Source organism: Vibrio syngnathi, from assembly GCF_002119525.1.
Lineage (GTDB): Bacteria > Pseudomonadota > Gammaproteobacteria > Enterobacterales > Vibrionaceae > Vibrio > Vibrio syngnathi.
This window is the reverse complement of the sequence record NZ_CP017917.1, coordinates 551,744-573,509: the sequence shown is the minus strand read 5'-3', so window position 1 is coordinate 573,509 and position 21,766 is coordinate 551,744. Positions and strand designations below refer to the sequence as shown.

Below are 21,766 nucleotides of genomic sequence, written 5' to 3'. Positions count from 1 at the left end.
AAGAGTAAAACCCTTTTAGCCGAACTCTTCGGGCAGCGTTTGCTGCAAAAATCAGCTCGAAAGATCAACACGCCCCAGTATTAACGCTCACCAAAAGCAACACTCACATTGGTGTAAATCGGCTTCCATAGATACTGGAATACAGATTTCTCACCGGTGGTGATATCTACCTCGCCCGTCATACCAGGCAAGATAGAAAAACTCTCCGGATTATCACGGAAATAAGGAACATCCACCGAGACAACTACTTCATAATAGATCTCGCCACGTTCGCTTTGACTTGTGGTTGGCGAAATACTCTCTACCGCTCCTTTTAATGCCCCAAAGCGGCTGTAATCAAACGCATCAATCTTGATTCGAGTCGGCTGCCCTACACTCACAAAACCAATATCTCTTGGTGATAAACGGGCTTTAAAGTCAGCTTTCCCACCAACAGGGACGATCTCTACCACTGTCCCACCCGGCTGAATAACACCACCGTTTCGTGTGCTTGGCAGACTTTGCACCAAACCTTGTAACGGCGACACCAACATGGTGTTGGTCAATTTTGCTTGGCTTGAGCGTACTCTCGCGTTCAGGGCTGATAAGTCAGATACGGCTTTAGAACGATCATCGCTCACTTTAGCTTTTGCCTCCGCAAGAAGTTGTATGATTTTTTGATCATTACTGTCAGCTTGTCTAATCAATACCGACTTCTTGCCACGAGCTTCTTCAATTTTCTGCTCAATACTGGCCAGTTTTTGACGCATTTCAAGCACACGTAAGCGTGAAATATTGCCCGATTTATAACCCTTTTCTAGTATGTTCAACTCTTGCTTAGTCGCATTCAACTCTTTCTCATAACTCGGCAAGGCCTTTTCTACACTACGAAGCTGTTCTGCAATTTGCTCGCTCTCTTTCTCAAGCACCACTCGCTTTTGGAAGTACAGGGCTTTTTGCGCGTTCAGCTGCGCTTTTTGTTGGCTGACGATCTCTGGGTAATCGACCTCGAACTCAGCAAGGTTAGGCTCGCGTTGTTCAAGCAGAGCATTCATACGCTCCACACTGGCTAGAAGCGTCACTTGTTGAGACTTGAGCTCTTCAAGGGCGGTACGCTGGAAAGTGGCATCAAACTCAACAAGCGGCTGGCCTTTCTCAACCAACTGGCCTTCTTTAACGAGAATTTGCTTTAACTTACCGCCAATCGCGCTTTGAAGTACTTGCTTTTCGCCTTCTGGAATTACTGCGCCTTTGGCTTTGGCAATTTCATCAACTTGAGTGACGACAGACCAAGTGGCAAAAGCAATAACACATAAGGCAACCGACCATGTGGCCAGCGCCAATGTACGAGCCGTATTTTGTGATTCAACAAGTTCACCGTAGCGCTTGCCCTTCTCGATAGATTGTTTAGTCATTAGCGACTCCCTGCTTAGACTCTGATTGTTCTTGTTGGGCTGAATTTTGTTGAGCAGACGCCTCTTGAGTTGACTGCTGTAGCTCTTGAGATAGCTGTAACTCTTGAGATAACTGTTGCTCAGATAACTGCGGTTCTTGAGAAGCTTGAGGCTCTGAAGGCTGTTCCTGCTTCGAAGACTGCTCCGGTTCTAATGGACCGGCATAAACCACTGCACCTTCATTTAATACCACGACTTTATCGGCAAGCTTGATTAAATCCGGGTCGTGGGACGTGTAGATCACCGTTGCTTTTCCTTTTTTCGAAGTCAAAAACTCACCAAATATACGTTTAGCATTTGGGTGAGCATCAGGCACAGGATTATCCATTAAGAACATGGGGTATTCATAAACCAGCGCTTTCGCGTCAATGAGGATCTGCGCGACGCTGCCAGACAACATGTCAAAAAGGCTGTCCGGCTGAATACTGCTGATGGAAGTATCGAGCCCGCCTGATAATGTCTCGAACCAACGCTTTCCGCCCACCATTTCAATTGCAGAGATCATTTTCTGATCTTCAACTTTATGGCCGTCGTTTAGCCACTCTCGAATACTCAGCGTAAGCAAATCAGGATATGCGGCTCGAATGAAACACCAGTGGCGATAAAGCTGCGGATCGTATTGAACGAGGTTAACGCCTTCAAGCTCGACCATGCCGTTTTGGATAGGCTGTAAGCCAGACAGCACTTCAATTAATGTTGATTTACCGCTCCCAGAAGGGCCAGTAATCGCGACAATTTCACCCGCTTCAATATCAAAACTCACACCATTCAAGGCAGGGCGACTCTGCTTAGGGTAACGTAGAGTCACCTGCTCTAACTTCAAGCTAGGCGCTACCACAGGCAACGGGTGATGCTGGTAACTGAACTCTCGCTCGGACGGCTGAGACAAAATACGGTTCACTTGCAGCTTGGATTGATTAAAGCTATTAAAACGCATCGCGCTGTTTGCCAACACCTGAGCAGGGCCAGTCACCTTAGATATCAACATCATTGAAGCAATCAAACCACCGGGTGTCATCACTTGTTCAAAAATAAGTCCTATGCCTAGCCCCATCACAGCTATTGTAGACCCCACACCAATGAAGTAGTAAATCGAGGTGTAACGACTCTGGAGAACCGATTGATTGAACGTCACTGTAGACGCAAGAAGGTTGGCCTTTTTGAAGCGTTGAATCCAGTGCTCTGAGAATCCAGCACTGCGAATAAAGGCAAGCTTGGATGACAGCTCATTAGTCATGTTTTGACGATTCGTACCTGCCACTGTCGATTGCATTGAGCGCTTGCTGCTAGAGCGTATCGAGCGTTTTGCTAGCAAGTAATATAGGATTAAAGAGATGACTGGAACCAGTACCAACCATCCGCCTAATACACCTATCGCAAGTACAAAAATAAGAATGAATGGCAGATCAAACAGCGCATTTCCTAATGGCCCCGATAGCACACCTGAAATACGCTCTGACAGCATCACTTGGTTTTGCTGACTAGACGAGGCTGTTTGCTGATTTTGAGCATAGCTATTTCGAAGTAGACGCTGCACAAGAGATTGAGATATCTCACGACTTACTCGGTTTGAAACTGATGCAAACACTCGGCTACGCAATGTTCTTAACCAACCCATCATCACAAACAACAACGCCGCGCCAATGGCGATACCTTGCAGCTCATGCCCTGCATCACCACCAATCACATGGTCATAGATCGACATCGTGATGAAAGGAACGGCAAGCGCAAATAAGTTAGTGATAAAACTGACCAGAAGCAATTTAGGAATAATGGGGCGAAACGCATGTAGCCGTTCGCCAACCCAATCAGGAGAAGCCTTCTCTAGTGGTGGACCTTCGATAACAATGCAAAACTGTGGGATCTGGGTAATGTCTTCATTGGCATCAAAAGCAATAAACTGTTTCGATTCTATATGACCAGAGACCAACTCATGTTCACCAAGCACCAGTAATACGAGTTTGTGTTCGCCAACTTCATCTAGGTTGGCAACCAAGCGATAGGGCAATGCAAGCCTGTCGAACATGGCAAACATATCGTCGATTGATTCAATGCCATTCTCATCGACCCATTGATGTGCGAACAACTGAATATTAGCGTTAACTTCCAACTGCTTAAGAACAGAAAGGCTTTCGGTTTCTAAATGGTTCAGTACCTCTTGTCGATCACTCGTGTCTGGACGGTTGCTCGTATCTGAGCGGTCACTAGTATCTAAACGATTCATATTACGACCTCCTGCTTGATCTCGCTTTCGACCGTAATGGTTCGACTTTCCACTGTAATGATTCGATTAGCTAATTCGCGAAGTTTCGAATGGTAGCTCACCATCAGTATAGTGCGTCCTGCCGTCACTTCTTCTTCCAACACCTTAGCTAGATTCCCAAGGGCGTCTAAATCAAGTGAAGAATCCGGCCTTTCCAACATGATTATGGGTTTATCACTTGCCAATTGAGCCGCGATGTTGAGCATTTTCACGTTACCCATACTCAACAAAGAAGCACTCGTATGGCCAATTTGTGTCTCTAGTCCATCAGGTAATCGAGTAATCTCTTTGGTTAAACCCAAACGCTTAGCATAGTCATTGGCGCCTTGTGTTCTCTCGGGATCAAAGCCACATAAGTTGTCGAGAATAGTCCCCGACACCAGTTGTCCTTTCACGCCACAGTAGGCAGCAATGTTGGTTACGGATGCAATTGAAACGGCAGCGCCATTAATGAAGCACTCGCCCGCTTTCAGATCATCAATACCTGCAATCGAAGATAATAAATGACTGTTGGTATGGCGGTCTTCACTCTCTAACAAAACCAACTCACCTTTCTTCAGCATCACATCTGCATGAGCGAGTTCGCCATATCTTTCAACGGTCGCTTGTTTGATTTCCAAAGTCTCAAAGTCAGATAAATGGATCTCAGGTTGCTTAGAATCTAAAGACTCAGATAACGACAAGTCACTCAGCTTTTCTATTGCCTGATTGGCACTGTGTATTGAATTAAGCTTGATTCGAACGCCAACCAGAGCGCTTAACGGCGCAACCGCTCTGCCTGATAAGATAGAACATGCTGCCAACCCACCAGTGGTCAATTGACCATCCAATACCCACAAGCTACCCGTAATCACGAGTAAAACTGACGTCGCTAATGCTGCGAGTTGAATACACTCTTGTGCGAACGCGTTTTGTTCTTCTTCTCTCGCTTTAGACTGAGAACGAACGTTATTGAGGGATTTAAACTGATTGAAGATTCGAGACTCAACGGCCTGACGTTTGATTCCCTGAATGGTTTGGCTCAGCAAAATCAAGAACGCTTTTCGCTCCTGCTCATCTTGAGAGGCTTCTTCACTTAGGCTTTTAACACGAATAGAAGATAACCAAACGATTCCGAGAGTAATAAGCCAAACTGCCAAAGGTATCGCCACCAGCTCGCCGCCAATGTAAGCCACCAACCCCAAGAAGATCAGTGCAAAAGGTAAGTCGATAAAGCCAGCTATTACCCCACCAGAATACCAGTCTTTGACTTTTGATACGGAACCCAACCCCTCTTCCACGCCGCCAACACCAATGTGGCGAAGATGGCCTGATGAAGCCGTTGTTACTCTTTCAACCAAGGTTTGATAGGTCGCTTTCTCGGTATTGCTGGCCGCGGCTGACAAAAGCCAAGTACGCACAAACCGGATTAATGCTTCCATGGCAACAGCCAACGCTGCACCCGCCAACAACAAAGTGGCAGTACCGTAACTTTGGTTAGGTAAAATACGATCGTAAATTTGTAAAACCGTTAACGGAACGGCAAGAGAGAGAAGATTTATAAGTAAAGAAGGAAGTAGGACTTTCCCCACCACCCCTTTGTTTTTCATTGAACTTGCGGGCATACACAATCCTTATCCATGCTTATGAGATAAGATTGGTACACCATGTTGAGTATTGCAAGGTAACGGACTGATTTAACGTGTTTTTCAATATAAATATGACACAGATCTTCCTAAAAAAATCTTCCGTTCTGTTCGTGCTCTACAATCTGTTGTCATAATCCTCAATCGCCTGCTTTAACTTTGTAAAATCTGAATCACATAAGTGCTTTCTTAATGCCTCAAACTTCTCTGTTGGCCACTCGTAGATTTTCATTGAGATGAGCTCATCAATAACGGACTCATCAAAGCGGTACTTAACGACTTTTGCAGGAGAACCACCAACAATACTGTAAGCTTCGACATCTTTGGTAACAACACTGTTCGCCGCTATAACGGCTCCCTCCCCGATCGTTACTCCGGGCATTATCATGGCTCGCATACCAAGCCAAACACCATCTTCAATATGAGTGTCGCCTTTCCCAATGTAGGCGTCGTCGATGACATCCATAAATGGATACAGCGAAAACCAGTCGACTCTGTGTGTATGGTTGCCGCCCATCAAAATCACGACCTCGGCACCAATGCAGACATAATCACCGATGTAAAGCTCGTCGATTTCCCATCGAGGCACCCACTGACGGCTAACTTCGTCACCATGTAAATAGCGCACTACCGATTGTTCGAAGCCATTATCCCAGCAATCGCTGTAATAACTGTGTTGACCTTTTACATGAATATTGGGGTTGGTTACGACTTCATGCAGCAATTCGAATTTGGACCAATGCTTGTTTTGCATTTTTACCTCTGATTAATCTTTATTAGTTAAATATCAATATATTCGACAATACAGATTCAACGTGCACAACTTCGCTGACGTAGTAGCACTGGGTGCCCTAATACATCAATAGTGTAGTCACAGTTGAAATGATCGTAATGTCGCAGAAACTAAAGAGACGTCAGTGGATTCGAGGTTGCTTTAAGAGAGGAAGTAATTTCACAATATGCTCGGTTTGTTTGCGATAGTTTGTTAACAGTAGCTTGTTTACAGTGGCTCAGTTAGAAAGCTCATTGATGTATTGTATCCGTTGATAGGCACTAATTTGACAGGGGAATGTAATAAATAAGGTTTCATACATCGCTTTGTCGAATGCAAAAACAAGCCGGAACTTGTGGTATCACACAGGCTCAGGCTCGTTTATAAACTTAGGCTTACACTTGGATTTAGGATCAGCGATTACATACTAGCAAGCTGAACTTTTCTGTCTTTATTCACGACACAGAAGTTGCCACGCTTAGTTCGGCATTTTGAACATCTTTCGCACTCAACAGGGCTTCTATCCCCTTCCTTCCAACGCTTAACTAAATGGGGTTCAGAAAGCAGAGGTCTCGAAAGCGCGAAGTACTCAATGCCCGTATTGTTTGCGATGGCTTCAATGGCATCGAAATCCGTTAAGCCGCCAACCGTGATCACTGGGATATTAACGTCTTGGCTGATCGCGTGACCATACTCATGGAAGTAGCCTTCAGCTTGAATGGTAAAACCATCGTGCGACTCGCCAATCATAGTGTCTGCTTTACCATGAATATTACCTGACACGACAATGCCATCCACACCCACTTCTTCTAGCTTTTTACAGACTAAACGGGTTTCATCAAAGGTTAGACCACCCTCAAAAAACTCAGAAGCGGTGAGCTTAACCAAGATAGTAAAATCGTCGCCAACTAACTTGCGAGTCGCGGTATAGATCTCTAGCAAGAATCTCATGCGATTCTCTAGGCTACCGCCGTATTCATCTTCACGTTGGTTGTAATAAGGGCTTAAGAACTGGTTAATTAGGTAAGTGTGAGCAGCATGGATTTCAACGCCATCAAAACCTGATTTTTGTGCTCTCAAAGACGCTTGAGCAAAGGCATCAACAATGTAGTCGATCTCGTCTTTGGTCATCGCTTTGCCGAGTGTTTGAGTTCCTTTTTCTGGAACTTCACTTGGTGCGTAGATCACTCGTTCACCAAGATCATACGTGGTTTTCGTGCCGCCATAAGCCAATTGCATCACGATTTTAGAGCCGTTGTCGTGCACCAATTGAGTTAGCTTCTGATACTCTTCAATGAATGAGTCGTTATACATCCCCATCATGCCCGCGTTAGGCTTTTCTTCTTCAACGATGTTCGCATAACCCGTCACGATCAGGCCGACTTCACCTTGAGCCAATTCTTCATAGATAGCGTAAAGTTTATCTGTCATATGGCCATCTTCAGTGGCCATATTTTCCCACGTTGCACTTCTCACGAAGCGATTCTTTAGTGTCATCTTGCCAATGTGGGTTTCTGTAAACAAAGTGCTCAAGTGTTATCCTCATTAAATCTTTTATTATGTTTGCCCATTTTAAAAGACAAAAGAGAACCACTTCGTTTTCACAAAGTGACTCTCTTTTGTCCATTACTGAATGGGCGTTGATTTATGCGGATACTACAGAGAATAAGGCGAAGGAAACTTAATCTAGATTAAGAGAGCAGTACTCTCACATTAGAAAGAGATAAAAAAGATTGGGAAATAGAATAAAAGAAAGTCGCTCAGTTTTAATAAGCGACTTTGTTCAAATTAATCTGGACTAAGTCAATGGTTCTTACGAGAGGTGTCCACCTACGAATTGCTGCCTACTAACAGCTATTTGAACTCATAGGTGTAAGATGCGCCAACACTGTTATTTTCACCGAAGTCATCCTCAGCAAAGATAGTGAAGAAGTTGAATGATTGAGCATCACTCAATTTATAGCTCGCACCAACGCCAGCCCAATAGCCTGAGTAATCGTCAGAACCCATTGAACCACCACCAAATCCCATGATAGACCATTCATCGGTTATCGTTTTTAAGCCAAACGCACCAATATAGCCACCGTGTGTTGAGCTCGGCATCAATACATAGTCAGAGCCAACGTTATCATCATCGAATACGGCTACTTCACCATCGTTATAGCTGTAGCCAGCCATTGGGAAGATTTGCCAACCGAACGGCTCAATATCGAAATAGCTCAGTGGTATAAATGTGCCAATACTGTAGTTGTTCTTATAAGCATCGTTATCATATTCAGAACGGCTAAAGTTGAAATTCACGATACCCATCGGCAACAGCCATGAACCGCCTAATCGCCACTCTTCGCCGTCCGCATTGACACGAGCATTGATCATTCGCGCTTCATCTAAACCGATAGAGCCTGAGAACTGCAAATCTTCGTTATAAGCAACGCCCGCTTTGGTCACGATTTTAGTCGGATCATCAGGGTGCTTCTCTTCAGCCAAAGCACCCATCGATCCGAGCGTTGCCGTAGCAACAAGTAATAGATTACGTAATGTCATTAGAAGGTCGCACTAACGCCAACAAAGTGGATACGGCCATCGAACGAGCCATCTACCATAAATCTGTCCATATCAACCGACCCTAAATCTGCATATTCGTAGAACACGTCGATTAAAATATCATCCCAATACGTTGAAGCACCTACCGAGTAGCGATACTGTTCGCCTACAGGGAGGTCAACCCATTGCATTGACGGATCGTCTTGTGGCGATGTTTCGTAAGAGAAGCCTGCTTTCAAGCGCCAGTCTGAGTTCAGTTGGTAGTCTGCACCTACTGCAAATTTCCAAACATCATCCCAGTTACGATCGATCTGGAGCCCCCCTATTTGGGTTCCAAAATCGAGAACAGTAGTATCCCACTCACTCCAACGGTGCAACTGAATACTCGCCAACAGGTCAAGCTGTTGGTTCAACGCATAGCTCGCACTGACGTCGATGATTTCAGGTAAAGCAATATCTGTCGATAACGAATTCAAAACGTTAGCACCTAACTTACCGTTTACATCATTGTTGAATTCATGCTCGAGTTTAGAACGGTAGCTAGCACCTAACTTGAGTTTATCTGTAGGCGTGTACATTACGCCAAGGTTATAACCGTATGCCCAGTCAGTATCTTGTTTAGCAGTAAGCATTGACGTTGTTTGTTGAAACGCAGCCCAACTTAACTGGATACCGGCACCAACCGACCACTGGTCATTCAGTTGGTAGCTTAGTGATGGGTTCACTTGCATCGCAGTGAGCGTGATATCTTCTAGAAGGGCGGCGCCTGCCCATTCACTGCCGTAATCGAGGCTTGAACCACCGACAGCGCCAAGCGCAATACCAAGGTGTAATTTGTCGGTAACTTGATGTGCGTGGAAGGCACCAAATGAAGGAAGAACTGAATGCCCTTTCCCATCGCCGCTAGAATCTTGGTTGTCTTGATATTTCATCTCAAGATCGAACGCCATGGTATTGATCGTGGTTTTGCTTTCGCCCATATGAGACATAGTGGCTGGGTTGGTCCACATCGCCGCAGCCGAACGAGTATAAACACCGTCACCGGCACCAGTAGTACCGGCATTGGCGACAACAGCTTCTTGTAAAAACAAACCACTTGCGAAAGCATTTAAGCTTGTAAAAATTGCGGTGGCAGCTAGCGAGTAAGTAAAAGTTTTGTTCATCAGATTGCTCATTTAGCCTTAGACATTAAATTGATCTAAGGTTACCGCAAAGCCCTATAAACAATGGGAATACCCGTTATTACTTTACAAGCGCTATTTGAACTTTCTAGCGACGTATGGACGTGGCTTGTCTCGATGAATTTCACGTTGAGCAGCGATTGCTCTATTCTTGCCTAACCCTACCTTTATCTGATACCAGGTCTCGTAAAACACTGCCATGCCAGGGCTAGACCACCAAGTTTTATTATAGAGTTTCTTATTAGCAGCAACGACATCTGGCGAACGATTCGCGCACTCAAGTGCCAAGGAATAAGCTTCAGCGTAAGGATCTTCAGCAATTTTTGTCACCAAGCCGTACTCTTTGGCGGTTTGGCAATCAATCACCTTAGCTGTCATCGCCATTTCCAAAGTATGATCTTTACGCATCAGCTCGCGAAATGCGATGGCGCCTCCCATGTCAGGAATCAACCCCCACTTCGCTTCCAATATCGAGAAGTTCGCATCTGGGCTAGCGATTCTAAAATCGCCACCACTGGCTAATTGAAGCCCACCTCCCCAACAACGCCCGTGAATCGCAAAAATAACAGGGCAAGGGATCTCTCGCCAACCAATAGAAAAATACTGAGCCGCATTTGGCATCGTCGGCAACCATTTGAACAAAAGCTTCATCGCCCCAACTTTACTGTTCAATAATGATTTAACATCGAGCCCTGAACAAAAATCCGTACCATTACCTTTCACTATTACAGCGCGAACCTCGTTATTTTTTTTGAGTTCTCTGATCATATTATTGACGCCTTCAAACATCGCCATATCAATAGCGTTGAGCTTATCGGGTCGATTCAACACAACCGTCGCAATTTGGTTTTCATCGATAGAACAAGTGATACGATCGAGGTTTGGCATGGTGGCTACCTTATAAGTGGTCAGACCTTTAGGTTATACATTTTATTAACATATGCCAAACTTGCACATTAAGAAGCGAGACCTGTGTTGCTTAACACCGCCCCTTACACAAACGACATCAATAAAAAAGCAGTGATGGTTCGCTCCATTCACTGCTTTTCATTCGTAGCTTTGATAATTAAGGGATCTCAGTTTTGGCAGAACCTATGTTCTTCGAGATTTCAATAACAAGAAGATGAAGTAGCTGCCACCAATAATTGAAACTAACGTCCCTGCTGCAAGCTGCGCTGGGAACACCACTACTTGACCTAACCAGTCTGCAAATAGCATGAGAGCAGCACCAATTAAAAACGACAAGATGATCTGCACTCGCACCAAACGAGCCCCCATCATTGCAGCGATATGCGGAGCTAACAAGCCGACAAATGCGACTGGCCCCATGGTGGTTGTCACGACCGAGCATAAGATCGCAACAATACACAACAATGCCACGTAGGCGAGATTGATATTTAACCCTCTGGCACTCGCGAACTGTCGGCCAGTCGCAATTAAGGTCACCCAACGACTCAATAGCAAAGCAGCCCCGATAGAAGCCGTTATCACCATGGCCAAAATCATTGCTGATTCAGGTTCAACACGATAGGTAGACCCCGCTAACCAAGCCAATAAAGTGTATTTCCCCTCACCCACTCGCGTTAAAGAGAATTGCACCAAAGCTTCCAAAACTGCGGTTAATGAGATACCTGTGAGAATCAAGATCGAAGGTGCAAACTGATGCTTCTTGCCAAGGAATAGCAATAAACACAGTGCAATCGCGCTGCCTAAGAAAGCAATCCAAGGGCTCAATGAGTGAATCGAATAACCCATAAATAGGCTACTGAAAATCAACGCCAGAACAGCGCCCGCCGACACACCAAGAATGTCCGGGCTTGCAAGCGGATTGTAGACTAACCTTTGTAAAATCACGCCCGCCACCGCCAAGCCACCACCAGCGAATATCGCCGTTAATATTCTCGGCCAACGAATCGACCATTCAAATGCGTCTGGGATAACAAAATAGCCCATATCAGAAGAAGGCTGTGAGAGCGTACTCAACGCCAACAGTCCAAAAATCATTGTGCCCAACAAGAAGTAAGCCAAAGGTGAAATAAACTTTGGGCCTTTAGGCATCGAGAAAAACAGCTGATCTTGAGCCGATAATTGCTTTCTCACAATAATGATCAACGCTGGAGCGCCAATGACCGCGGTTGCCGTCCCTGTTGGAATCATATCCAAAGACCATCGCCCCAAGAAGATCGCGAAACTGTCAGTGACGCAAAGCAGTAGCGCACCTAATACACAGCTTGCGACGAGTTCAGATTTGGCCTTTAGAAAACCTAGATGCCTAGCGATGTTCGGAGCTATCAAGCCAATAAAGCTGATCACGCCCACTGAGGTAATCGACACCGACACCAACCAAACGCCAACCGCCATCAATACAAAGAATGTTGCGCCAATATTGAGCCCGCGTGCTGCTGCCCCTTCAGTGCCAATCGAAAGCAAAGTCAGGACTCTTGGCGCCAATAAGAAGATGGCAAAGATCGGAAGTAGCTTAGGCATCAGCCAAATTACTTGTTCCCAACCGTTCTGTCCTAGATCACCCGCTCCCCATACAAACAAGTTCTGGGCGTACTCGTCATTGAGCAAAATAATCGCAGTCGCAAATGCGCCTAACAGTAAGTTAACTGCCATGCCCGCCAAAACAATTGGCAAGCCGCTCATGTTTTTGATTCCGACAATCGAAACAATCAGTCCCATCGCGAGCAGTGCACCGATCAGAGCGAACCAAACTGAATACTGAGCGACCAACATCGGCGCAACCACATTCAGAATAACCAAACCAAGCCACGCCCCTGACGACGTACCTAAAGTAAGCGGCGACATCATTCGGTTCTGCGTCAGTTGTTGAAACAGGCTACCTATGGTGCCGAGTGTTCCACCAACCAAAATCGCCATGACCAAGCGAGGCAAGTTGACATAGATTAACGCCATCAACTCGAATGAATCATCAACCATTGAGTTGAATGTCACGCTGTCACTGATCAGTGAAACTTGCTGGAGCAGCTCACCGATAGGGCCAAATTCAGATTGCCCTAACCATAAATGAACAAGGGAAGCGAAAAACAGCGCTGCCCCCATCACCAAACCACTGGATTTCATTACTACTCCGCTAACGTCAACAGCGATTGCGCCATAGCTTCTGCGTTATACAAAATCGACATTGCACCACCGTAACTCCAACTTGCCGCTACTGGGCTAAATTGACCGTTACGAACAAAAGGCATGCTCTTCCAAACCGGAGATCGGTCTAACTTTTCTTGATATGGGAAAGGTTCAAAGTAAAGCGCAATACCGTTCTTCACGTTCTTAAGCTCGGTCATACGCTTTTGACTGATACCCCACTGACTCGCAGGAAGATCCATCGCATTTTCAAAACCAAGCTTTTCGAGTGCGTATTGTGGAATCGAATTATCGCCGTAGATAAACACCGATGTGATACTCGCAAAACGGAAAGAAGTAACTTTTGGCTTGTCACCCGGATACGCTTTGTCTAACTCAGCTTTTAGAACAGCGATACGTTCATCCATCACTGCCAATTTGTTGTTCGCTTGTTCTTCTTTGCCAAGCAATTTACCTATCTTCTTGAAGTTCTCGATAGCAGCCGCTGCATTGTTGTGTTGTTCACTGTACGTTTGGTAGTAAAGTACGGGTGCAATTTCCGAGAGTCGATCCTGAAGATCTTTCTGAGGCGAAGCGATAAGAATCACATCAGGGTTTAGCTTCTTCAAAGCAGAAAAATTAGGCTCAGTTCGAGTGCCAATGTCCGCCACGCCTTCTGGAATGGCAGGTTGAACAACCCAATCGGTATAACCTGCAATATCGGGCACTGCGACTGGCGTAACGCCGAGTTCAATCACTTGTTCAGCAATATCCCAGTTCAACGCAGCCACTCTAACGGGCTGAGCTTCAAGGGTTTTAACTCCCTCGCTGTCTTCAACTTGAAAATTAGCCATCGCTTGAGCTGATAACAACAAGCCCAATGAGGCAATGAACGAACTCACTTTAGGAAAACGAGAAGTAAAATAGTTGGCTTTCATATAATCACTGTCACTTTTTAAGTGTTTATTTAACGACAAAAGCAGCCTACACTGGCTGCTTAGATTTATGTATTCAAATGAATTAGAACTCGTAGTTCACGCTGAGTTCTACTGACTGCTCTGCACCGAACCAACAGTTCGATTGGTCGTAGCAGGTGTAGTACTCTTCATTAAACAGGTTGTTAACCAGCAAGTTAGCCGTTGCACCTGACAGAGTTTCACTTGCTTCCCCTAGGTCATAACCTACGGATAAATCGACAACCGTATATGATGGTACTTTTCCTTGAGTATTGGTTGCATCCATCTCCATTTCACCCATGTAACGAGCACCTGCACTGAAGCGAGTTCCAGATAAAGCACCACCATAGACATAGTAATTGCTCCATAGATTAGCGGCGTGTGTCGGTACATAGATTGGTGTAGTGCCTTCTAGATCTGGGTTCGCATCTTCAGTCACTTCCATATCAACATACGTGTAGCTTGCATTAACATCCCAGTTGTCCGTTACAAACCACCGGCCTTCAACTTCCATACCTTGAGAGCGCACTTCACCTAACTGAATCTTAGAGCGATACGTTGGATCCGATGGATCGGCAGCAATTGAGTCTTTCTTAGTAATGTAAAAGTATGATGCTGTAAGTTGCTGTGCCATATCAGCAGACAGGTATTTCACACCTAGTTCGACTTGCTCACCCAACTGAGGTTTCAACGAGTTACCGTTAATATCAGTACCAGCAGCTGGCTCAAAACTCGTCGCATAACTCACAAATGGAGAGATGCCATTATCTAACTCATACAAGGCACCTACGCGGTAAGAGAACTGATTGTGATCCGCTTTTTCTGTGCCATCGCTTGTTGGGTAAGTACTCGTTTTATCGTCACTCGCTTTGAACATGTCGTAACGTCCACCAGCAAGTAAAACCAGCGCGTCATAGCGAACTTGGTCTTGGAAATATAATCCTAACTGCTCGGTAGTAATGTCGTGGGATTCACGGTAATTCTCTTGAAGCTGACTTTTATCCAAAAGGTCGTTATTTGGATTGTATGCGTTGAAATCACCGAAACTACTGTTTGCATCAAACTCTTTGTACAAAGAGTCACCTGTTAGCTTTAGGTAATCGAGACCAAACAATAAGTTATGCTCTAGCCCAGCAACCTCGACGCGACCTGATACTTGGTTGTCGATAACAAAGCTTTGAGAGTCTTCATCTGTGCTGTACACATTTCGAATTAAACTACCAGTTGCGGCGTTAAAATTCGTACCGCGATGATAGGTGTTTTCTTGATATAGCGATGCATCGGAATAACGAGCGTTCTGAAGGAAAGTCCAATTATCGTTGATTTGATGATTGATCTTATAACCTAACATCAAGACTTCACGTTCAAAGGTACTCCAGTTTTTGTCGCCCATAGACACAGATGGGTCACTTGCCTTCAGCACTTCAAGCGGCATTGCAGAGTTAGTACCCATTGACGGATCATTCTGATAGTAAAGATTGAAGTTAATAAGTGTTCTATCAGATACCTGCCAATCTAGCGATGGAGCAATCACATAACGCTCTTCTTCAGCGTTATCAACTTGGCTGTCTTGTTTACGAGCGAGTGCAACTAAACGATATGAAAAGTCACTTTCACCTAACTGACCTGAAGTATCAATTGACGCTTCCATCAAGTTTCTTGAGCCTGTAGATACACCCACTTTTGTCGACCCGTCTTCTTGCGGTGCCTTCGCGATCATGTTGACCATACCACCCGGCGGCATCGATCCATACAACACAGACGTAGGGCCTTTAAACACTTCAACTTGCTGAATCGCAATAGGGTCGATCTGAGGTTGCAGGTTCCATCCAGTCAGAAACGGCAGAATCAAGCCATCGTAGTAACTCTGATTGTTACTAAACCCACGAATCGAGAACGTATCGTACATGGTTACTGATGCGCCCTTTTGCTCAGTCACAACACCCGGCGCGTATCTAAGCGCTTGGTTAAGAGACTTTACACCTCGTTGATCTAACTGTTCTTCATCAATGACTGTAATACCTTGAGGTGTTTCTTCTGGCTCAAGTGCCGATTTAGTTGCTGTATTACGATAGGCTTTACCCATAACAGTAATAGTTTCTACATTCGAATCTGCCGAAGTAGCGGTATCTTCCGCCAATGCTTGCGCTGAGAACGCAGTCAGCAACGCTACTGCCAATGATGAATACTTAAAACGAGTGTGAGTGGTCATAATTCCCTCGGTACCAATGCTTAATATAAATAATAATAAAACTCATTTGCATTGTATGTATCTAGAGGTGGGATAATTAACAATTTGGTGCAAATTCAAAAAGAACTTGACCTATTTTTAGTAGAAAACGGTCAATTGGTGATTAAAAACACAATTGACCCTATTGATAGGAAGGCTTTGCTAGAAGAGAGTGAGCGGGAATATGACTACGATTTAATAATAGGAACCCAGTACTCCATTTCAGCGTCAGAGGCATGTGCTTGATAGGCAAACGGGTACACTTCAAGCTCATATCCATCGACGCCACGATAACCTGAACTTGGCATCCAATTCAGCACAAACCAACTCAAGGTGTGTCGTAAATTCTCAATTGGACCACAGTGCTTCACTACAGCATAAGTTTGCTTAGGAACCGTCAGTACCTCTAACCTTTCAGAGATAATACTCGGTAATTGCGGGATTGAAATTCCTTCCTGAAGCTCTACCCCTGCCCAATAGTGAATATTCGTCCCGTCAAAGCAAGACTGAGTCAGGTCAACCACGCCAATGAACTGGAGCACGTTGTCGTCAGGGATCTCAACCTCACCTTCTAAACGTGACCATAGCTGAGGGACTTTCTGAGCGAAGTCTTGCGTGAGTGAAAACAAACCACTGATTTCTGATGTCATACCTTTCACTAGGAAAGACTCTCTTTCATCAATGCGCACTTCCACAAAGCTTAACGCCCCTTTTTCAGAAGTACTCGCTGTTTCAGATACTTGTATCGGCTTTCTTAGCCCGACTCTTTTACCTGCTTTTCTATACTGACTTGGGCTAGACCCAAACATCTGCTTAAACGAGCGGCTAAAGCTTATTTCTGAATTGAACCCGAGCCCAAAAGCAATATCTATCACGCGCTCTTTTCCATCAAGCAGGTGTTCTGCAGCTTGGCTTAACTTTAGCTCTCTCACATAATTAGCCACAGTAAGCCCTGTTTCGGCTTGAAACACTCTCTGAAGCTGCCAACGAGACCAACAGCTTTGTGTCGCAATATCTTCTAACGATAGCGAGGAGCTAAGGTTCGAATGGATATAGGTCAAAACGCGACTGATACGACCAAATGCAGGTGTGTTCATATTTAAGCTTTTATATTCTCTATAGTTGGCAGCGACACATTCGATTCACCAATACTTTTATCATTTAAAACGGCTTTTATCACTCAAAAAAAGAAGCACTCATGTGTGTTCTATAAAATGACCAAAAGACAGAGGCACCGAGTAGATGCTCCATTTTGTATGGTTATCCTCGATTATGTCCGTTATGATAACGCTACTGATTCTCATTTAATGGTTTATGATGCTTTCCCAGCTGCACAATATTATCACTCGTCGGAGAGCCCCGTCTCTACATCAGAAAATCTTCGCTCACTCAAAACAAGTGACACCTTATTTAAGTGGAAGCTTTGGTACTCTGCATAGCAAGAGCATTGCAATAACGAATGATGATAGCCATAAAGAAATCAAACGAGTTTACGATGGCCTTGCGCAGAGCCACCCTGAAGCAGGCAAAGCCTATTGGTTAACCCGAACGTGGGATCTGGTTTGCTGGCAACCAATCTACGTGACCTTTATATCTATCTACGGCCTTCACTCACTGCCTGATATTAAGAACATCGGCCAGTTTAGGTACAAAGAATTTGTCACAGGCTACCGTTTCTTTAATGGTGATCATCAACATGGTTCACCAGAAGAGCTGATTCCAGATGCTGGTGAAGCCATTCTTGCACTGACTGAGTTTTATCGAAGCCAGATCAGTGAATGGACACGTATTCGCCCAGGATTTACCAATCATTTATTGGCCGATCTATTGTTAAGCAGTTTGATAAAACTTCAGCAGCACGAACCAAGCCTGACCAACGATTACATTACTGCGCAAGCTAAGCTTTGGTTAGAAGCATGCCAGTTGCCTGAAAATCATTTAGACAGCCTTAAAATAGACGCTGATTCGGAGATGCTAAAACTGATCAGAATCAGCTGCTGCTTAGTTTATAAGTGCGACTCTAGAAAGTATTGCGACGATTGCCCAAGACACCCCGACAACAAAAAAACAGCTCAATAACACCCTCTATTTTTAAAAGCCAATAAAGCTCGTTTAATTTCACTGAAGCGCTTTATTGGTCTAGGCACAGGACTGACATGTTTCAGCTTTCAAACATCAAAATTGTTCGTGATGAACGAACGATTCTCTCAATCGAAGACCTCACGATTCCGACCAACGAACTGACCGTCGTTCTTGGCCATAATGGTTCGGGTAAATCTACACTCGTTAATTTGCTCTCAGGGCAGATGTCGCCGGATCACGGCAGCGTGGAACTAGACGGCACTTCCCTCTCTTCATTCAAAAGCAAATACTTAGCCAAGCAGATTGCTTATTTACCGCAAAAGCTCCCCGCTTCTGCTGGCTTAACAGTCGAAGAGCTGGTTCGTTTAGGACGTTTCCCATGGAGAGGCGCACTAGGTCGTTGGAATTCAGAAGACAAATCGATTATCCAACAAGCGATGGAGAGAACCGGTGTTACTGAGTTCTCGCAAGCCTTGGCGGATGATTTATCTGGAGGAGAGCGTCAACGCGCGTGGGTATCAATGTTGTTGGCTCAGCAGTCACCGGTATTGATCCTCGACGAACCGACATCGGCACTGGATGTTCATCATCAGTTTCAGCTCATGGGCTTACTGTCTGAACTCAACAAAAAAGAAGATGTTGGGGTGATCGTTATTTTGCACGATTTGAACCTAGCGCTTCGTTACGCGACGCATATTGTCGCCCTGAAAAAAGGTCAGATTGCGTTCGAAGGCAGCGCGGATAAGTTACTCGATGAAGAGGCTTTGTCAGCACTGTATGAGTCCCCTATCCGACTGATCGATCATCCAGTTCCAGCCAATACTGCAGCAAGTGAGAAGGTTGCAGTCGTCTGTGAATAGTTCGGGCATTTCAATTTCAATTTAAATCTAAGTTCTAAGTTCTAAGTTCTAAGTTCTAAGTTCTAAGTTCTAAGCATAATAAAGGCCATCGAAATCATAAACTTCAATGGCCTTTTCGTTTTTCACTCGCTAGCTAGCTAAATAATTAAATAACCAAATAACTAGCTAAGCTGGGACTCTCTCGCTTCTTGGCTACTGAAACCACGTAAAATATTAAATAGGGTAATCAGTGTGAACAACATGATGACAAGCGATAGATGCCACGCTTCTCCTAGCCCTAATTGAACTAGCCCCATACTCACCATTGAAGACACCACCATCTGCCCTCCGCCAGACATCGCAGCCGCCGCGCCAGCGTTCTTCTTATAAGGCAACATCACCAAGGCCTGAGCACAAGGTAACGCAATACCATTGCCAATAATCATCAAGAACTGGCCAAGCATTAAATACAGTGGCTCAAGTGGACAAAAGAAAAGCCACACCGCCGCAGCAACATGTAATACAGGTGTGCATAACAGAGTTTTCTTGTTACCCAGCATAGGGCGAATACGGTTACATAAGCTTGTTCCGCCCAGCATACCTAATGCAGGAATCACCGCCCACATCGCGTATTCATCTGACGTCATGCCAATCTGATTTTGCATGATAAATGGCATCACTGATACGGTGGTGATCATCAAGCTAAAGTTAAGCCAGCCAATACTCGCAAAGCTCATAAAATAACGAGACGTAAGTAACTCTTTATATTGAGAAACCATTTTCTTCGGGGAAGGGATAGCCGAAACCTGAGTAACGGTTTCCTTAAACTTGAACGCCAATACCACCCAAGCCAGTGAGACATAGCCAAGTAGTGAGATAAACACCATACTCCAGCCAAAGTGGAAGTTAATAAACCCACCGATAACAGGCGCGATCAAAGGTGTTATAGAGGCAACCATCGCAATATAAGACATCGCTAAAGGTAAATCTGCCCCACTGAATCTATCCCGCGTGGAAGCACGAGCAAGTACAGCGCAACAGCCAGTCCCTAAGCCTTGCAGAAAACGCCCCATCACCATGCTAGTAAATGAATGGCTAAAGAAGATGATCATTAATAGCCCAAGCATGGCAATCAACAAACCGCTTAGCAGTACTTTTTTGCGCCCGAGAGCATCGGAAATAGGGCCATAAATAAACTGGGAAGGCCCAAAACCTAATAGATACACACTCACCAGAAGCTGAGCTTGCTCTAGAGAAACATCAAAGTCTTTCGCGATCCAAGGTAATGATGGAAACACCAGACCCATACTGAGTTGGCCGATGCTGATGACCAAACACGCAAGTAAGATCGATTTAAAATCAAATCGACGACTCATCGTTTAATACGTCCGTTCGAAGAAAAAACGTGCGTATCTAACTCACAACATAAAAACAGAGAAAATAGCGGAAACGCTGCTGGCGAGTTATTCATAATGCTCCGACTGGATCAAATAGAGAAAGGCACAGTAAACATACGTGAGCTTGTATAATCATACAATAGACGTTCAACTAAATATGTGAATAGTCACTTTTCAGTAACCTCAACTTTCCGCCTATCGACCACAGGCGCTAGACTAACACTAAACACTCATAATCAAGGGACTTCAATGAACACTCATCACCGTATTCTTTCCTGTGCTTTGGTGCTCATCGCATCGAGCCCAATATCCTCTGCTTTTGCATGGCAAGTAGAGAAGATCACCGACGGACTCGTGATCCCTTGGGGGTTGGCTTATATCAACGATAACTCCATGCTAGTAACAGAAAAAGCTGGCGTCATTAAACAGGTTGATTTAAAGACGGGTGAGCAAAGCACGCTGTTCAGGCTGCCCAATGTTTGGGCGAAAGGCCAAGGTGGTCTGTTGGATATCGCGCTCTCCCCTTTTGAAAACGAAAAGTTCTACGTCACTTACAGTAAAGACGTCGATGGTGAAGGCGTAACGACACTGGCTTCTGCTAATTACAGCAATAATGAAGTTACCAATTGGACAGACGTGTTTGTATCTAAATCCAGAACGGACACAGGGCGTCACTTTGGTAGCCGTATCACCTTTGATGATAGCCACCTGTATTTTTCAATCGGCGACCGTGGTGATCGAGACAACGGCCAAGACACCATGACTCACGCCGGATCAATATTACGATTGAATGCTGATGGAAGCACACCAAGCGATAACCCATTCTCGGATAACAGCAAGGTACTCAATGAGATTTGGAGCTATGGCCATCGTAATCCACAAGGCTTGTATTACGACTTCCCGACCCAGAAGCTGTGGTCGATTGAACATGGTCCGCGAGGTGGTGACGAAATCAACCTAATTAAAGCAGGTGCCAACTATGGATGGCCAGTCACCTCACACGGTAAAGAGTACTGGGGCCCAATTAGCGTAGGCGAGTCTAAAACCAAAGATGGTATTGAAGCGCCGAAAAAAGTCTACGTTCCTTCAATCGCCCCGGGGAGCTTGATTGTTTACCAAGGCGATAAATACCCAGAGTTGAAAGGAAAGCTGCTGGCCGGCGCGCTTAAACTTACCCACATCAATATCGTGACAGTCAATGGACAAGGTGAGGCAATCAAAGAGGAACGTATTTTAGAAGATTTAGGCGAGAGGGTAAGAGACATTGAAACTTCACCAAGCGGCGACATCTTTTTCAGTACCGATAATGGCAACCTGTATCGCTTGAAAAAGTAGTCTAGCTCTCGAGCCAATAGAG

At 45.0% G+C, this 21,766-nt stretch carries 16 protein-coding genes; 3 read left to right on the top strand and 13 right to left on the bottom strand.

The window, feature by feature from the left end; genetic code table 11:
• Positions 1-80 precede the first annotated feature (80 nt).
• The 12 genes from K08M4_RS17445 to K08M4_RS17390 form a co-directional block, all read right to left on the bottom strand.
• Positions 81-1,394 carry an HlyD family type I secretion periplasmic adaptor subunit gene (locus tag K08M4_RS17445; RefSeq protein ID WP_086050816.1) on the bottom strand — a complete coding sequence of 438 codons (1,314 nt, stop codon included), beginning with the start codon at positions 1,392-1,394 and terminating at the stop codon, positions 81-83.
• Positions 1,387-3,657, bottom strand: a complete 2,271-nt coding sequence (locus tag K08M4_RS17440) for an ABC transporter transmembrane domain-containing protein (protein ID WP_086050815.1) — start codon at positions 3,655-3,657, stop codon at positions 1,387-1,389. Before K08M4_RS17440 ends, K08M4_RS17445 begins: the two co-directional genes overlap by 8 nt.
• On the bottom strand, positions 3,654-5,300 hold the full coding sequence (locus tag K08M4_RS17435) for an ABC transporter transmembrane domain-containing protein (protein ID WP_086050814.1): 1,647 nt from the start codon (positions 5,298-5,300) through the stop codon (positions 3,654-3,656). The genes K08M4_RS17440 and K08M4_RS17435 overlap by 4 nt, the downstream gene beginning before the upstream one ends.
• 139 nt (positions 5,301-5,439) lie before the next feature.
• Entirely contained in the window at positions 5,440-6,075 is a 636-nt protein-coding gene (locus K08M4_RS17430) for a CatB-related O-acetyltransferase (protein ID WP_086050813.1), read from the bottom strand.
• Between the two features lie 438 nt (positions 6,076-6,513).
• Positions 6,514-7,626 carry an NADH:flavin oxidoreductase gene (locus tag K08M4_RS17425; protein WP_086050812.1) on the bottom strand — a complete coding sequence of 371 codons (1,113 nt, stop codon included), beginning with the start codon at positions 7,624-7,626 and terminating at the stop codon, positions 6,514-6,516.
• A 321-nt stretch (positions 7,627-7,947) separates the two neighbouring features.
• The gene (locus K08M4_RS17420; RefSeq protein WP_086050811.1) at positions 7,948-8,637 is read right to left on the bottom strand and encodes a hypothetical protein; all 690 of its coding nucleotides are present in this window, start codon (positions 8,635-8,637) and stop codon (positions 7,948-7,950) included.
• Positions 8,637-9,800, bottom strand: a complete 1,164-nt coding sequence (locus K08M4_RS17415; RefSeq protein ID WP_086050810.1) for an OmpP1/FadL family transporter — start codon at positions 9,798-9,800, stop codon at positions 8,637-8,639. The genes K08M4_RS17420 and K08M4_RS17415 overlap by 1 nt, the downstream gene beginning before the upstream one ends.
• A 93-nt stretch (positions 9,801-9,893) precedes the next feature.
• A complete protein-coding gene (locus K08M4_RS17410) occupies positions 9,894-10,706 on the bottom strand; it encodes a crotonase/enoyl-CoA hydratase family protein (RefSeq protein ID WP_086050809.1) in 813 nt (270 codons plus the stop codon).
• A 204-nt stretch (positions 10,707-10,910) separates the two neighbouring features.
• Positions 10,911-12,905, bottom strand: a complete 1,995-nt coding sequence (fhuB, locus tag K08M4_RS17405) for a Fe(3+)-hydroxamate ABC transporter permease FhuB (protein ID WP_086050808.1) — start codon at positions 12,903-12,905, stop codon at positions 10,911-10,913.
• Positions 12,906-12,907: 2 nt separating this feature from the next.
• Positions 12,908-13,843: an iron-siderophore ABC transporter substrate-binding protein gene (locus tag K08M4_RS17400; RefSeq protein ID WP_086050807.1), complete on the bottom strand. Its 936-nt coding sequence runs from the start codon at positions 13,841-13,843 to the stop codon at positions 12,908-12,910.
• An 82-nt stretch (positions 13,844-13,925) separates the two neighbouring features.
• Positions 13,926-16,073 carry a TonB-dependent siderophore receptor gene (locus tag K08M4_RS17395; protein ID WP_086050806.1) on the bottom strand — a complete coding sequence of 716 codons (2,148 nt, stop codon included), beginning with the start codon at positions 16,071-16,073 and terminating at the stop codon, positions 13,926-13,928.
• Positions 16,074-16,279: 206 nt separating this feature from the next.
• Positions 16,280-17,188 carry an AraC family transcriptional regulator gene (locus K08M4_RS17390; RefSeq protein WP_086050805.1) on the bottom strand — a complete coding sequence of 303 codons (909 nt, stop codon included), beginning with the start codon at positions 17,186-17,188 and terminating at the stop codon, positions 16,280-16,282.
• A gap of 220 nt (positions 17,189-17,408) precedes the next feature.
• Between K08M4_RS17390 and K08M4_RS17385 the strand changes: the two genes are divergently transcribed.
• The gene (locus tag K08M4_RS17385; RefSeq protein ID WP_086050804.1) at positions 17,409-18,170 is read left to right on the top strand and encodes a siderophore ferric iron reductase; all 762 of its coding nucleotides are present in this window, start codon (positions 17,409-17,411) and stop codon (positions 18,168-18,170) included.
• A gap of 77 nt (positions 18,171-18,247) precedes the next feature.
• The gene (locus K08M4_RS17380) at positions 18,248-19,033 is read left to right on the top strand and encodes an ABC transporter ATP-binding protein (RefSeq protein ID WP_086050803.1); all 786 of its coding nucleotides are present in this window, start codon (positions 18,248-18,250) and stop codon (positions 19,031-19,033) included.
• Between the two features lie 161 nt (positions 19,034-19,194).
• Here the strand turns inward: K08M4_RS17380 and K08M4_RS17375 are convergent, their stop codons facing one another.
• Entirely contained in the window at positions 19,195-20,388 is a 1,194-nt protein-coding gene (locus tag K08M4_RS17375; RefSeq protein ID WP_086050802.1) for a multidrug effflux MFS transporter, read from the bottom strand.
• A 270-nt stretch (positions 20,389-20,658) separates the two neighbouring features.
• On the opposite strand from K08M4_RS17375, the gene K08M4_RS17370 reads away from it, so the two are divergent.
• The gene (locus tag K08M4_RS17370; RefSeq protein ID WP_086050801.1) at positions 20,659-21,744 is read left to right on the top strand and encodes a PQQ-dependent sugar dehydrogenase; all 1,086 of its coding nucleotides are present in this window, start codon (positions 20,659-20,661) and stop codon (positions 21,742-21,744) included.
• The last annotated feature ends 22 nt before the right edge of the window (positions 21,745-21,766 follow it).